This is a genomic window from Pantoea sp. ACRSB, assembly GCF_022346905.1.
Lineage (GTDB): Bacteria > Pseudomonadota > Gammaproteobacteria > Enterobacterales > Enterobacteriaceae > Pantoea > Pantoea piersonii.
Window position 1 is genome coordinate 294,501 of record NZ_JAKRNL010000004.1, and the last position, 15,168, is coordinate 309,668.

Below are 15,168 nucleotides of genomic sequence, written 5' to 3' on the forward strand. Positions count from 1 at the left end.
CAGGGGCAGCCTGGGCTGCCCGCTAAGGGATTATCCCGGATAGATACCGCGTTCTTTACGCGCCATCAGGATGCGTTCACAGGCGACGATATAGGCCGCGGTACGCAGTGAACAGCTCTTCTCATTGGCTTTGTTCCAGACGTGCACCATGGCGTCGGTCATGATTTTATCCATGCGCGCGTTGATCTCCTCTTCGCTCCAGAAGAAGCTCGCCATATCCTGCACCCATTCGAAGTAGCTGACGGTTACGCCGCCTGCGTTACAGATAACGTCCGGCACCACGATAATGCCGCGCTCGGCCAGCATGTCGTCCGCCTCAGGGTAGGTTGGGCCGTTAGCGCCTTCCAGCACCAGCTTACAGCTCAGCTTCTCGGCGCGCGCGCGCGTAATCTGGCCTTCGAGCGCCGCCGGAATAAGGATATCCATATCGGTGTGCCAGAACGCCTCTTCATCGATCTTCTGCGCGCCAGGGAAGCCGAGGATCTGCTTGTGCTCCAGCTGCCAGCGGGAAAGCTCAGCCATATCGATACCGTCAGAGTTGGCGATGGTCGCGCTGTGATCCTGAATCGCCACCACAGATGCACCTGCTTCAGCAAAGAGACGCGCCGCCTCGCTGCCGACGTTGCCGAAGCCCTGTACCGCCACGCGCGCGCCCTCAACGGGAATGCCTGCGCGGCGCGCCACTTCGCGGCCGGTGATAAAGACGCCACGCCCGGTCGCCTTCTCGCGTCCCAGTGAGCCGCCAAGATGAACCGGCTTGCCGGTGACCACGCCGGTCACGGTGGTGCCGCTGTTCATGGAGTAGGTGTCCATCATCCACGCCATGACTTTGCTGTTAGTTCCCACGTCCGGCGCGGGGATATCTTTCTGCGGTCCGATAATGATGCCGATTTCGCTGGTGTAACGGCGCGTCAGACGCTCCAGTTCACCTTCTGACAGCGCAAAGGGATCGCAGCGGATGCCGCCTTTCGCGCCGCCGTATGGCAGGTTGACCGCGGCGCACTTGATGGTCATCCACGCGGAAAGCGCCATCACTTCGTTCAGATCCACATTGGGATGGTAGCGAACCCCGCCTTTACCCGGGCCGCGCGACAGGTTGTGCTGTACACGGTAGCCTTCAAAGTGGCGGATAGAGCCGTCATCCATCTGTAGAGGAATATCGACAATCAGCGCGCGTTTAGGATGACGCAGCGTATCGATCCAGCGTGCCAGTTCGCCCAGATAGGGCGCGACGCGGTCGATTTGCTGAAGGTAGGTGGACCAGGCAGATGTACTGTTTTCAGACGCGTAGGATAACTTTTCCATAAAGACCTTTCTTTTTTAAAGTCGTTTATTATGTGTTGCCGTGGATGAATAGCGGATCTGACCGCTCCCCGATAATTTACCACTTACCGGAGAAAGATAATTTTTCTTACGCCGCTGAAAAAAGCGCTTCTGCTTCGTTTTGGTGCAGTACAGTGCATAAATACTGCGGCTAAGCGCGACTGCACTGAATAAAGATGCCGTAATGTTGCATGAAGGTTGCATAGATGAAATTTATTACCACTTTTCAGTTCCTTGAGTTATCTCATAAATTGAACAAATTGCGTTCGCTCCGTATTGACTTTAACACTGGAAATTAGCCGCATGAGCCAGACTAATGGGATGATTACTTTAAGTAATACCGGAAGGCGTAACAGCAGGATTAAAGCGCCAGTATCGCTTCGATCTCAATTTTCAAATCGGGTGAGAAGAGTTGGCTCACCTCTACCAGCGAACTGGCAGGCAAGTGATCGCCATAATAACGAAACAGCACCTTGCGCAGCGCATCAATATCCGCAAAAGAGGTGATGAAAATAGTGACTTTCAGCAGCGCGCTGAGCGTGGTCTTTTCTGCCTCAGCGATATGCTGGAACTGTTGAAATATCACTTCCGCCTGCTCAGCAATCGATCCGCTCTGCGCCACGCTGCCAAATGCCGTAAGGCCGGAGACGTAGAGTATATTTCCCTGTTTCACCGCATGAACATAAGGCGCTTTTACCTCGCCCAGCGCGGGATAATTAATTCTTTCAATAGCAGTCATGGTCATAATCCTTTTGTATCGCGAGAGTGGAATAACGCTGAAAATCTGTACTCCTGCCAGTTAATAATATAGTTCAGTAAAGTGATAATTATTCGATTTCGCTTTTCCAGCTGGCTTATTGCCATTGAGCATCATAATCGCGCGATAACCTATTGCCGCTGTTAATAACGCACTCTTTCGCTATATAATTGTAAATACAGCGAAAGTGGTTATTACCCGTCACCATTTCCTGCCGTTAATATCACCTGTAAAAACTGGCAAAATAAAAAATGAAATTTACATCCCGCGCGCTTTTCCAGCCCCGTCTTCTCAGTTTACTTATTTTCGCAGCCTTGCAGGCGCAGGGCGCAGAGCCTTCAACTGATGATACGCTGGTGGTTTCCTCCGCGCCAACGACTGGCTCAGGTCATGAAGACGCCACGCAAAAAAGCGCCATGCTGGGCAATGCGGGCAGGCAGGCGGTTCGCAACACGCCTTTTTCTGTTCAGTCGCTTTCCCGTGACTTAATGACGAAGCAGCAGCTGAAAAGCGTCAGCGCGCTCTATCGCTATATGCCGTCCGTTCAGGGCGATGGCGCGCGTCCCCAGACGCGCGGCATGCAGGGCAGCGTGGTGCAGAACAGCATGATCGACGGCCTGAACGTTGTCTCGACTACCGATTACGCGGCGGAACAGTTTGACCATATCGAAGTGCTGAACGGCCTGGCCGGTTCGCTTTATGGCCCGGCTAACCCGGCAGGGCTGTTTAATTTTGTCGCGAAGCGCGCTACCGATCTGCCGCAACATCGCCTGACGGTCGGCGGCGGCACCGGAGGTAATCACAAGGTTGCCGCGGATTTCAGCGGGCCGCTGGATCAAAACGATCGTCTGCGTTATCGCCTCAACGTATTCGATGACGAAGGCGGCGGCTATGTCAGCGGCAGCAAGGTACGCCGTCAGCTGTTCAGCCTGGCGCTTGACGCAAACCTCAGCGACAGCACCGTACTGGAGACTAATTTCAGCTACTACCACTACTATGACAAAGGCCTGCCGGGCAAATTTGCGCTGGGCAAAGGGCTGACTTTTCCGGCCGCGCCCGATCCGAAAAAGGCGGGCCTGGGACAATATTACGCAGGCGACGATAACCATACCCTTACCGCAGGGCTTCACCTCAAACATGATTTCGACGGCAACTGGCAGGGGGAGATTGGCGTGCTGCGCCAGATCGCCGATCGCGAATCGAGCGGCGTGACCAATACCTTTACCGATCGGGCGGGGCACTACACCACTACCACCTCATCCTCCACCGCCAGCCGCTTTACCATCAACAGCTATATGGCGAACCTTAACGGCGAAGTGGATACCGGCTGGATACATCACCAGATCGCCACCGGCGTTCGCGGCTTTGTCTGGAAGAACCTGAATCCGGTACATGGCGGCACCTCAACGCTGAGCAGCGCCTCGCTGGAACAGCCCGCGCGCTTTAATGAACCTGACTATCCTGACTTTACCGATCGCTATCACTCAGCCACTGCGACACAGCACGCCTTTCTGCTAAGCGATAATCTTCAGTTTTCACCGCATTGGAGCCTGCTGCTGGCGGGCAGCGAAAGCCTGTTAAGCTCGGCCAACTACGCCAAAAGCGGCGCGCGCAGCAGCGAATCCTCCAGCAGCGGCTTCTCTGGCTCCGCCAGCCTGATGTACAAGCCGGTGGATCCGCTGACGCTCTATGTCACTTATGCAGACAGCCTGCAACAGGGCGACACCGCGCCGACGGGCGCAAATAACGCAGGCAATATTCTTGCCCCTTATCGCAGCAAGCAGGTGGAAGCCGGCGCCAAGCTGGCGGTAAACCGGCTGCTACTCACGGCGGCGCTGTTCGAAATCAAACGTCCGTTCGCCTATACCAACAGCAGCGGCGACTACGCGGTTGACGGTGAGCAGCGTAACCGCGGCGTTGAGCTGATGGCGGATGGCGACGTAACGGAGACGCTGCATCTCTATGGCGGTATGACCTGGCTCGACCCGCGCCTGTTTGATACCGCCAGCAGCGCGACGCAGGGCAAGCAAATTGTCGGGTTGCCGCGCTATACCGCCAGCCTGTTCGCCGCCTGGGATCTGCCCGGCATCAGCGGCGCCGATCTACACGGCGGCGCGCGCTATGTCGGGCGTCGTGCCACTGACAATGCGAATGAGGGATGGGTGAGCGGCTATACCACGCTGGACGCGGGCGCAGCCTATAAGACCCGGCTGATGAATACGGACACCACTTTCCGCCTCGACGTGACTAACCTCACCAACCGTCACTACTGGACCAATATCGTGCCGGGCGGCCTCAATGGCTACAGCGGCGCGGGCTATGCCAGCGCGTCGATCGGCGAGCCGCGCCAGGTGCAGGTTTCGATGCAGCTCGATTTTTAAGGAGCCGAGTAATGAAGAGAGTATTGTGGAGCGCCCTGGCGCTGGGGCTGTGGGCGGGCGTGGTGTCTGCAGCCACGCTTACCGACGATCTGGGGCAGAAGATCGAACTGCCGCATCCGGCGCATCGCATCGCCGACGCCTGGTATGCGCACCACTCGCTGTTAATGACGCTGGGCGCGGGCGATCTTATCGTCGCCACCGTCAACCATCCGGCAGACAGGCCGTGGATGTTTAAGGTACAGCCGTCGCTTGGTCAGGCCCTTCAGGCGCATGGCAAAACTTTTTCCAGCGAGGCGTTAGTGGCGCGCCACGTCGATGCGATCTTCGTTCCCGCGCAGGATCCCGATGCGATCGGCTATCGTCAGGCCGCTATTCCGACCTTCAGCATGCAGTTTAACGACTTCGACTCGATGAAGCGCTCCCTGCTGACGACCGCTCAGGTCGTCGGCACGCCGGAGGCACAGCGTCGGGCGCAGCGCTATAACCGCTATCTGGATGCGCAAATCGCCGCCGTCAGCGCCAAAACCGCATCGCTGACAGAAGCACAGCGACCCCGCGTGCTGCACATTCAGTCGCTGCATCCGCTAAAGATTGACGGTAGCCAGACGCTGATTGATACCTGGATTCGGCTCGCCGGAGGAAGAAACGCGGCGGCGCAGGTGAAAGGTAATATGAAAGAGGTCTCGCCAGAGCAGATCATCGCCTGGGATCCTGACGTCATTATTATCGGCGCGGGGGCGGGCAGGCTGGAGGATTCTCAGTATGCCGCGCTGTTCAGGGGCCTAAAGGCAGTACAGCAGCATCGCGTGCTGCAAAATCCGTCAGGCGTTTTCCCCTGGGATCGCTACGGAACGGAAGTGGCGTTGCAGATCCAGTGGGCGGCAAAGCAACTGCATCCGCAGCTCTTTAGCCAGCTCGATATCGTCGCCGCCACCCGGGATTTTTATCAGCGCTTTTATGATTACCCGCTGCGAGCTGATGAAGCAGAACGGATACTCGCCGCTTTGCCGCCGATTTCAGGCTGAAATCGCCAGCCGCCTCGCTGAACAAAGCGTGCGGCGGCTGGCGTGAAAAGCAGCGAAACGGGCGAATTCGGAACATGCCGACACATTCCCTGCTGGGAGAAAGTGTGACGTAGCGCTAAAATAACGACTTAGCCGCAGCAGAGGTCAGACAAAGATAATGATTGCACGTTTTTCCCCGATAGCTCTTTTCGCCGTTGTCGCGCTCAGCGGATGTGCGAAAAAACACTCTTACCAGGACGATCCCACTTTTACCGCCGGCCCGGCGCAGGTCAGCGTTTCACACGTTATGACGCGTGCGGATGACGGTTCATCCGTATATGTTACCGTAGACGGCAAAGACGCCGGCACCCTGAACGGCGGGCAGAGTAAAGATCTCTTTTTGACGCCGGGTAAACATAAAATCGGCGGCTATGTAGCTACGCTGTTTGGTCTGGGACGCGTGACCATCAATCCGGTCGAAGTTACGACCGCGAAGGGCGAAGTGAAACATGTCGCCTATGAAGTAAAAAGCAACAAACCCACCTTTACCGAATGGACGCCGCCTGCCGAAGGCTAAGCGTGCCACCTGGCCGGTCACAGCCTGACCGGCCTCACCATTTCCCCCATTCGCTTAATCTCTCTCGCTATCCCGTCTGCGTGACTGCACTACGACGCTTTAAGGCTCTTATTGATTATATGTAATCATAATTGAGCATATGTGAGCACGATCAATTTATTCTCCCGCTGGTTATCCTATAAATTCTTCCGTGACGCCTTCAATAAGAAAGTGCGCTGATTAAATTTAATCAATCTGCTTCCCTACAGGAGACCAACGTGGCAAATCAAAACGGCAGCACTCACTGCCCAGGCTCTGAGGCTGCACCGCCGCCCCGCAGTAAACCCTACGGCGCGCGCCTTCTCGGTTTGAACATGGCGATGCGTTAGCTCGCCGGTACGCTGCATCACTCATCAGAACACAGACGGGGGTCAGTGCCCCCACGGTTTCGCTCGTCCTCAAGAGAGGCTCAGATGAATACGTTTAACGCTGAAGACACCCTGATCATTGTCGGCATCGTGGCGGCTTATATCCTGTTCACCACCTGGCTGACATGGCGGCTGCGCAGTAAAAGCAGCGGCGATTTTATGGAAGGTTCGCGCGCTATGCCGGCGCTGGTCGTCGGCATCCTGCTGATGTCGGAATATATCGGCGCCAAATCAACCGTCGGTACCGCGCAGGCTGCGTTTGAAGATGGTTTTGCCGCCTCCTGGTCAGTTATCGGTGCGGCGATCGGCTTTCCTCTGTTTGGTTTCCTGCTGGTCAAACGCATCTACAGCACAGGCAAAATTACTATTTCCGGCGCGATAGCGGAAAAGTATGGCAACACCACTAAAAACATCATTTCGGTGATTATGATCTATGCGCTGCTGCTGGTTAACGTAGGCAACTATGTCAGCGGCGCGGCGGCGATTGCCACCATCCTTAAGGTCAATCTGCCGGTAGCGGCCTTTATTACCGCCATCGTCAGCACCTTCTATTTCAGCTTCGGCGGGATGAAAGGGCTAGCCTGGGTCACCATGTTGCACAGCGGGCTAAAGTATCTGGGCATTATCGCCATTATGGGCTTCGCGCTTTATAAGACAGGCGGCTTTACGCCGATGATTGAGCAGATGCCCAGCTACTACTGGACGTGGGATGGTCATATCGGTGCCAGCACCATCGTTGCCTGGCTGATAGGCACCATCGGCTCTATCTTCTGCACCCAGTTTGTCATTCAGGCGATCTCCTCAACGAAGGATGTGCGTTCGGCAAAGCGCGCCACCTGGGTTGCCTTCTTCTTCTGTCTGCCGATCGGCCTGGCGATTGCGGTTATCGGCGTGGCGGCGAAATATCTGCACCCGGAGATCAACAGCCTCTACGCCATGCCGATCTTCCTGCAGGATATGAATCCCTGGATGGCCGGAATGGTGACAACGTCACTGGTAGCGTCAATCTTTGTCAGCGTCAGCACCGTCGCGCTGGCTATCGCCTCGCTGGTGGTGAAGGATTTCTACGTGCCGTACCGTAAACCGACGCCGGAACAGGAGTTCAAGGCGACGCGCTGGCTGTCGCTGATTATTGGCTTCCTGCCGCTGATTTTCGTGCTGCTGGTGCCTGAAGTGCTGAAGCTCTCGTTCTTTACCCGCGCGATTCGCCTGTCAATCTCGGTGGTGGCGGTCATCGCCTTTTACGCGCCATTCTTCAAAAGCGCCCGCGGCGCTAACGCCGGTCTGATTGGCGCCTGCGTGGCGACGTCAGTCTGGTATCTACTGGGCGATCCGTTCGGCATCAATAACATGTATATCGCGCTGGTCACGCCGGCCATCATTATGGCGATCGATCACCTGATCCCAAACCGACAAGAACATAAATCGCATCAGAGAGTTGAACAGAGGGGAGTTTGATATGTCTGTAACCGTTAACCGTGATGGCGTGCTGCGCCCGGCCGAACAGGACGCACGCGTCATCACGGCGATGCTGCCATCGCCCTGTCCGCAAAACCATGCGGCCAATATCTTCCCGCTGCCGGACGGCTCGCTGATGTGCGTCTGGTTTGGCGGCACCCAGGAAGGCGTGGCGGATATCTCTGTCTACAGCTCACGGCTGACGCCCGGTGCCGATCGCTGGAGCGAGGCGGTGAAACTCTCTGACGATCCGGCCCGATCGGAGCAAAACCCGGTGCTGTTTCTTGCGCCTGACAAGGTGCTGTGGCTGCTCTGGACGGCGCAGGTCTCTGGCAATCAGGATACGGCTATCGTGCGCTTTCGCCAGTCGCACGACCTGGGCGTGACCTGGGGAGCGATTGACACGCTGCTCGACCAGCCCGGCACCTTTATTCGCCAGCCGATCACTGTGCTGGAGAACGGCAACTGGCTCCTGCCTGTGTTCTACTGCCGTACCCGGCCGGGTGAGAAGTGGGTCGGCAATGATGATATCAGCGCCGTGAAGATCTCCAGCGACAACGGCAAAAGCTGGCGCGATGTCGAGGTGCCTGAGAGTCTCGGCTGCGTGCATATGAATATCACCACGCTGCCGGGCGGTAAGCTGTTGGCGCTCTATCGCAGCCGCTGGGCGGATCATATTTACTACAGCCACTCAGAGGACTGCGGTGAAAGCTGGTCGCAGCCGGAACCCACTTCGCTGCCGAATAACAACTCCTCTATCCAGGCCACTACCTTGCAGGACGGCACGCTGGCGCTGGTGTTTAACAATATGAGCGCGGCGGGCGCGACGGAGCGACGCGCCTCGCTCTATGACGAAATTGACGACGGCGACGACAGCCGGAAAGAGCCGGAGGCGCGCGAAGGACGTAGCGCCTTCTGGGGAGCGCCGCGCGCGCCGATGACGGTGGCGCTCTCGCCGGACGGCGGCAAAAGCTGGCCATGGCAGCGCAACCTCGACGAGGGCGATGGCTACTGCATGACTAACAATTCACAGCAGAAACTCAATCGCGAGTTTTCTTACCCCAGCATCAAGCAGAGCGCAGACGGCGATCTGCATATCGCCTACACCTGGTACCGGCAGGCGATCAAATATGTGCGCCTTTCGCCGGACTGGGTTAAGGAGACGCCATGATTATTGGTCATGTGCAGGCGTTAGCGATGGCGGGCCTGCCCGCTGCGCTACGCGCCATCCTTGAACGCGAGGATTGCAGCCTTGAGGCGCTGCGGCAGCGCGAAGATGGCCGCTTTCAGCCGGAGGATGCAGAGTGGTTTTGCCATATCGGTCCGGCGCAAACCGAGCCAGCCGCGCAGCGGCATACTGAATATCACCGTCAGTGGGCCGATATCCAGCTGGTGCTGGAGGGCAGTGAAATCATCAACGCCAGTCAGCAGAGCCTGGCGCAGGCGGATGATGAAGAGCGCAAAGCGGATCTCTTTATCGCCAGTGTGCAGGCGTTGCCGGTCTCGATGTGCTTAAGCGTGGGAGACTTTGCGGTGTTTTTGCCCGGCGAGCCGCATCAGGCGCTGTGCGCAGCGCAGAAGCCAGAAAGGGTGCGCAAGGCGGTGTTTAAAATTCCACGTTCGCTTCTGGAGGAGTAGATGCCGCATGCAATTGTGACCGGAGCCAGCTCCGGCATTGGCGAGGCGATTGTTACTGCACTGCTCGACCAGGGATGGCAGGTGACGGGACTGAGCCGCAGCCGGGTGTCGCGCGATAACGCGCATTTCCGCAGCGTTCAGGTGGATATGACGGATGAGCCTGCGCTTATCCGTACCCTTGCCGACCTTCACGCACCGGATGCGCTGGTGCATGCCGCCGGTATGATGGCCGCCGCACCGGTAGGCGAGATTAATCTCGGCGTTAGCTCGCGTCTCTGGTCGCTACACGTCCGCGCGGCGGAAATTCTGGCCAGCCGTTTCGCGCCTGTAATGGGAGAGGGCGGCCGCATCGTGCTGATTGGCAGCCGCACCTCGCGCGGGGCGGCCAGTCGCTCACAGTATGTCGCGACCAAAGCCGCCCTGGTCGGTATGGCCCGCAGCTGGGCGATTGAGCTGGCGCCGCGCGGCATTACGGTAAACGTGGTCGCGCCGGGGGCGACGGAAACGCCGATGCTCTCGCAGCCGGGCCGCGAGGCGTCAAAGCCGGTCATGCCGCCGATTGGTCGGCTTATCCAGCCGCAGGAAGTGGCCGCGCTGACCGCCTTTCTGCTCTCGCCGCAGGCCGCCGCGATTACCGGCCAGGAGATGGTGATCTGCGGCGGCGCGTCGCTGTTTTAAGACGTAACGTTAAGCTGAGAGAGCTGCGCGCCGAAATGTTGCTCGATCACCTTAAACGTCTCAAGCGCCTTGATGCGGTAGAGCTGTTCTGAAGGGTGAATACAGTCGGGCGACATCATGGCGCGCCACCCAGGCATCTGTTGAATACGCTGGTACTGACTCACCAGCGGTACCTGTTCCGCGCGGGCGACGGCCGCGAGCTGCGCGGCATAAGGGGCGACATCCCATTTTTCCGCTCTGCCGCACAGCGGATGCGGCTCCTGTAACACCACCGCTTTGCCGTTCGCTCTGGCGCTGTCGATCAAGGCTGTCATTACTTCGCTGTAGCGTTGCGGACTCACCTGGTAGGGCTTCTCTATATCGTGGAAGTGATAATGTCGTGCGTCGTTGGTGGCAAAATTGAGCAGGATTAAACGGGCGTTTGAGCGTTTCATCGCCTCCTGCCACGGCGGGTTATGCTCATATTTATAGCGGCCATTCAGCAGTTCGATCGCCTGCGCCGAGGGCGCGCCGTGATTAATGACGCGCACGCCGCTGCCGTACTTCGCCTGTAATAGCTGATTCAGTACGGCAATCTCATTGTGCTCGCTGACGATATTGCGCAGCCGACCCTCTTCCCGCACTGCCAGTACCCCTTTCGTACTCGACCCTCCCCAGGCTTCAATAATAAAGGTGCCGGGCGGGGTGGTTTGCGCGACGGCCGGGGATGAAACTTTCATCATCAGCGCAATATATAGCGCCATTTTTAAATGGAATTGTTTTTGCAGCATATCGTTCTCAGCGCGTTGCCTGAAATGAATATCGCGAATAAAACACGATTTTCATCAAGGTAACAAATTTAATTGGCAGCCAACAACCCTGAAATGGCCGATAGTTAGCGACGAAATTATATCGCTGCTTTGTTCTTTTTGCTGGCTCTCTTTGCAAGTTTAATCAAGGCGAGCAGATCTCATTTTCGACTTTCGATGAATAAATTAAGCCAATTCTTATCCTTAAGCACTGTTTCTTATATTGCCTGGTCTTATTTGTCGCCTCGTTTGAGAAAGTCAGGCCAGTCATTGCGCAAAAGGCAGAGGGAACAAAAACCCACACCAACTTAAGTTGCTGTAATATAAGGTGTAAATATGATTTTTCTCTTGCGGATAATTTAATTGCCATGTGGCTTTTGAGTGGCGTTTTTCCTAATTGATTAAGTTATCTCCAGGTATATTCCTAATGTCCGGTCAGCAGAATGATTTTTAACGTTAAGTAATGATACGCTTTGCCAACACAGGCCATTCAGGGATATTCCGATTTTTGCTTGGCTGACTTCATCAGGTCAGGATTATTTCTCTTTCACGTTTCGTTGTTTAAATGCGACGAGAGAGGGGCTGCGTTCTGACGACTTTTTGAGAAGGGTATAACGTGGAAAATAAAGCGTTTCTCTCAAGCCGAAATATCGGCCTGGATTTCCTGCGCGCGCTGTTAATTCTGGAAGGGGTTTTATATCATGCTGCGCGAAGTCTTCCCGGTGGAAATAACTGGTACTATGTTTCCGGTAAAAATGAGGCGGACGGCTTTACCGCGCTGATCGAATTTGTGCATACCTTTCGTATGGAAGCCTTTTTCTTCCTGTCGGGAATGTTCTCTGCGATGGTCATCCTGCGTAAAGGCACCGACTTTTTTTACAGTAACCGCAAGATGCGTGTCGTCGTGCCGCTGATCTCCGCTTTCCTGTTTATTCCGGGGCTGATGTATCTTATTAACGCCTTAATCGACGGTGAGTCCTTAACTACGCAGGGCGCGCTGGGGGCCTATACCTCGCTGCACCATCTCTGGTTCCTGGTATCCCTCACGGCGATGTCGTTTTTGATTCCGGTGAGCCTCTATCAGCGCGCGGCGGCGTTGATGCGACGCCTGCCTTTCCCGCTGCTGGTGGCGGCGCTGGTTATCGCGGCGAACCTGTTCTTTGTCGTGAAGTTCTTCGTTAAAGACTTTGGCGAATGGGTCAATTTAATCCCGGTTACCGCGCGCTTTATGGTGTTCTACGCGGCGGGGTATGCGCTCTATCTCAACAGCGATCAGATCCCCCGTCAGGCGCGCAATATCCTGGTCAACACCAAAGTGGTGCTGGCGCTGGGCGTGGCCTGCTGGCTGGTGTTCTATGCCATCTTCCACTACAACATCACCAGCAGCCTGAAATATCTGCCGGTGCTGTGCGCCAGCCTCTTCTCGGTGATCTTCTCTTACTGGGTGGTATTCACCTTTGAGAAGCTGCGCATGAAAGAGAGCCGCCTGGTGAGGGGCGTAGTGGATTCAGCACTGGTGATTTATATCATGCACTACCCGCTGGTGATCACCTTCGCCTGGATGCTGGACGGCTACCTGCCAGATACGCTGCCGGTGGCCTATGTCGCGGTGGTCACGCTGCTTGGCCTGATTTGCAGCGCCGCGCTCTATCTGATCATCAAACAGCTGCCGCTGATGGCGCTGCTGTTCGGTCTGAAACCGGCTCGGGTGCAGACCATACCGGCGACCCATCCCCGCAGTTAAGCGCCTTATTTTGCCTGTCGCTCGCCGGACGCTGTTCGGCGGGCATTCTGTTACAAACCTCTTCATTTAAATGCAATAAAAGCGGTTATGCTCTTACTACTTCAGACAACCGTGTAGCGAAGGGATCATGATTGTAAATTGCATGGTATATCGCCCTGGCCAGACCGGGCAGGCATTAGATGTAGAAAAAATCAGCGACGTTATCAGCGAACCGGATGCCTTTATCTGGATGGGGTTGTATCAGCCCGAAGCGGAATTTATGTATAAAATTCAGCGCGAGTTCGGGCTGCATGACTTAGCGGTAGAGGATGCGTTATGCGCGCACCAGCGGCCCAAAATCGAACAGTATGGCGAGTCGATGTTTATCGTTGTGAAGACCGTCAGTTCGGAAAACGAACATCTTCACTTCGGTGAAACGCATATCTTTATTGGTAAAAATTTCCTGATAACGCTGCGCCACGGCGCTTCCGACAGCTATTCCCCTATTCGCGAGCGCGTGGCGCAAAACAGCGATCTGCTCGATCACGGGCCAGGCTATCCGCTCTACTGTATTCTCGATTTTATTGTCGATCGCTATGGCGAATATACCGCCTCGCTCGGCGACAAAATTAATGAGATGGAGGCGGCGCTGTTCCGATCTGAATTTGATAATCTCGCGGTGAAGAAGGTCTATCGTCTGCGTCGCGAGCTGTTAAGCCTGCGCAATGCGGCGCAGCCGCTGGAAGAGATTTGTCAGCAGCTGGTTCGCCTGCATGAAGATATCGTGCCGAAAGAATTACGCGCCTACCTGCGCGATGTGCAGGATCATGCGCGCCACGTAGTGACCGACGCGGAGGACATGCGCGAAATGCTCACCAGCGCCATGCACGTTAACCTGGCGATGGTGGCGGTGCAGCAGAACGAGGTCACGAAGAAGCTGGCGGGATGGGGTGCGATTCTGGTGATCCCTACGGTAATTTTCAGCATGTATGGCATGAACTTTAAAGAGATGCCGGAGCTGAACTCGCCGCTGGGCTATCCGCTAGCGCTAGGCGGAACCATTGTCGGCTGCTTTCTGCTCTGGCTGCGCCTGCGCAAGTCGGGCTGGCTATAATACTCATGCCGCGACGCGCTGCGCGCCGCGGCGTAACCGCTTACTCTTCGATAGAGGTCAGCAGCGCATTTTGAATAATGCGCTGCGCCTTCAGCGGATTCTGCTCCAGCTGCGCCGCCTGAAGGGCAGGCATATCCAGTTTATCGAGCGCGCGGTAAATGTGCTTGAGAAAGCGGATTGAGAGATTGGCGGCTTCAACATGATCTTCGCGGAACGGGAACTGGTCGAGTTGCCACACGCCGTCCCAGTTATTGCACTTCAGCACGTAGAAGAATTCGAAAATTTCGGTCATATGTACGGTGCCGACCACCAGATCGTCATCCCAGCCGCGCAGGTTATCGTTCACATCCATACCGAACAGGCGGCCGCGATCGATAATCAGCTGCGCAGAACCGGCCGGTGACTCCCCGGCGAACAGCGCATGACCGAAGTCCAGCAGGATCCCCACGTTGTCCAGACCGATCTCTTCAATGCCCAGCAGCGATTTCGCCGCTGAATCCCAGGTCATTTTTACGCGCGGCTCGCGCGGCTTGTACTCAATAGCGAACTTCACATCCGGGTTCGCGCCGGCCAGTTCGCGCATGCCATCAACCGCCAGCTTCCAGAGATTTTTATGATCGACCTGGAATGGGTAATCCCAGCCGTCCTGACCGGGCCAGACCTTAACGTAGTTCGCGCCCAGTTCGCGTACTACGTCGGCCGCTTCGTTCATCAGCGCCAGCGCCTCAGCGCGCACCGCCGCGTCTGGGTGGGTAAAGGCGCCGCGTGAGAATTTGCGCAGATAAATTTCCGGCGTGACGCCAATCGCTTTCAGCCCTGCTTCCTGTAAGGCCTGCTTCACATCGCCAACCGAGACGCCGGGGGTAAAAGGATAGGGCACGTCAACATAAGAGAGATCTTCAACTTCGGCGGCCAGCTTGATCTGATCCAGCGTGCTGAGCGCCGGGCCGTAGCCGTCTACCGCGTAACGATCGATGTAATTTGCGAAATGCCACAGGCCAGCGCCAAACTTCGGATAACTGTAGTTACTCATTGCCGATTTCTCCGTTCAGGATGCAGACAGAAGCGTGGTCGGATTGCAGCCGCAACCCATATGTGAATATATATTCATTAAAGATTATATATTCCATTGTGCGGGCGTAAACGGCTGCGTTGCCAGCGGAGAGCGCGATAAATGTAAGATGGGTCACATAAAATCGTGGGTTCAGGAAAAGGTGCAGGTAAACGCGGGGTGAATCTGGCGTCTTGCGCTGAAACGGCAGGGGCTGCATCCAGGCTGGGATTGCCCGGTTCGGCTCAAACCTTGCCGGTTTTCACTCG

At 56.2% G+C, this 15,168-nt stretch carries 13 protein-coding genes; 9 read left to right on the plus strand and 4 right to left on the minus strand.

Going from position 1 to position 15,168, the window contains the following annotated elements; translation table 11 throughout:
* Positions 1-30: 30 nt before the first annotated feature.
* A complete protein-coding gene (locus MHZ89_RS14660; RefSeq protein WP_311783608.1) occupies positions 31-1,305 on the minus strand; it encodes a Glu/Leu/Phe/Val dehydrogenase in 1,275 nt (424 codons plus the stop codon).
* A 379-nt stretch (positions 1,306-1,684) separates the two neighbouring features.
* Complete coding sequence (locus MHZ89_RS14665) at positions 1,685-2,062, minus strand: RidA family protein (RefSeq protein WP_311783609.1); 378 nt, start codon at positions 2,060-2,062, stop codon at positions 1,685-1,687.
* 269 nt (positions 2,063-2,331) lie between these two features.
* On the opposite strand from MHZ89_RS14665, the gene MHZ89_RS14670 reads away from it, so the two are divergent.
* From MHZ89_RS14670 to MHZ89_RS14700, 7 genes are all read left to right on the plus strand, one after another.
* Positions 2,332-4,461, plus strand: a complete 2,130-nt coding sequence (locus MHZ89_RS14670; protein WP_311783610.1) for a TonB-dependent siderophore receptor — start codon at positions 2,332-2,334, stop codon at positions 4,459-4,461.
* 11 nt (positions 4,462-4,472) lie between these two features.
* The gene (locus tag MHZ89_RS14675) at positions 4,473-5,486 is read left to right on the plus strand and encodes an ABC transporter substrate-binding protein (RefSeq protein ID WP_311783611.1); all 1,014 of its coding nucleotides are present in this window, start codon (positions 4,473-4,475) and stop codon (positions 5,484-5,486) included.
* 157 nt (positions 5,487-5,643) lie between these two features.
* Positions 5,644-6,042: a hypothetical protein gene (locus MHZ89_RS14680; RefSeq protein ID WP_311783612.1), complete on the plus strand. Its 399-nt coding sequence runs from the start codon at positions 5,644-5,646 to the stop codon at positions 6,040-6,042.
* A gap of 452 nt (positions 6,043-6,494) precedes the next feature.
* On the plus strand, positions 6,495-7,907 hold the full coding sequence (locus tag MHZ89_RS14685) for a sodium:solute symporter family protein (RefSeq protein WP_311783613.1): 1,413 nt from the start codon (positions 6,495-6,497) through the stop codon (positions 7,905-7,907).
* A gap of 1 nt (position 7,908) precedes the next feature.
* Complete coding sequence (locus tag MHZ89_RS14690) at positions 7,909-9,078, plus strand: exo-alpha-sialidase (protein WP_311783614.1); 1,170 nt, start codon at positions 7,909-7,911, stop codon at positions 9,076-9,078.
* Positions 9,075-9,545: a YhcH/YjgK/YiaL family protein gene (locus tag MHZ89_RS14695; protein WP_311783615.1), complete on the plus strand. Its 471-nt coding sequence runs from the start codon at positions 9,075-9,077 to the stop codon at positions 9,543-9,545. The genes MHZ89_RS14690 and MHZ89_RS14695 overlap by 4 nt, the downstream gene beginning before the upstream one ends.
* Complete coding sequence (locus MHZ89_RS14700; RefSeq protein ID WP_311783616.1) at positions 9,546-10,223, plus strand: SDR family oxidoreductase; 678 nt, start codon at positions 9,546-9,548, stop codon at positions 10,221-10,223. It begins immediately after the preceding gene.
* Here the strand turns inward: MHZ89_RS14700 and MHZ89_RS14705 are convergent.
* Entirely contained in the window at positions 10,220-10,993 is a 774-nt protein-coding gene (locus MHZ89_RS14705; protein ID WP_311783617.1) for an SGNH/GDSL hydrolase family protein, read from the minus strand. The two genes, MHZ89_RS14700 and MHZ89_RS14705, sit on opposite strands and share 4 nt — an antisense overlap.
* A 634-nt stretch (positions 10,994-11,627) precedes the next feature.
* Between MHZ89_RS14705 and MHZ89_RS14710 the strand changes: the two genes are divergently transcribed.
* On the plus strand, positions 11,628-12,755 hold the full coding sequence (locus MHZ89_RS14710; RefSeq protein WP_311783618.1) for an acyltransferase family protein: 1,128 nt from the start codon (positions 11,628-11,630) through the stop codon (positions 12,753-12,755).
* A gap of 127 nt (positions 12,756-12,882) precedes the next feature.
* Positions 12,883-13,848 carry a magnesium/cobalt transporter CorA gene (gene corA / locus MHZ89_RS14715; RefSeq protein WP_311783619.1) on the plus strand — a complete coding sequence of 322 codons (966 nt, stop codon included), beginning with the start codon at positions 12,883-12,885 and terminating at the stop codon, positions 13,846-13,848.
* Positions 13,849-13,888: 40 nt separating this feature from the next.
* On the opposite strand, the gene MHZ89_RS14720 is transcribed toward corA, so the two are convergent.
* Positions 13,889-14,881, minus strand: coding sequence for a sugar phosphate isomerase/epimerase family protein (locus tag MHZ89_RS14720; protein WP_311783620.1), 993 nt, complete (start codon positions 14,879-14,881; stop codon positions 13,889-13,891).
* Positions 14,882-15,168 lie beyond the last annotated feature (287 nt).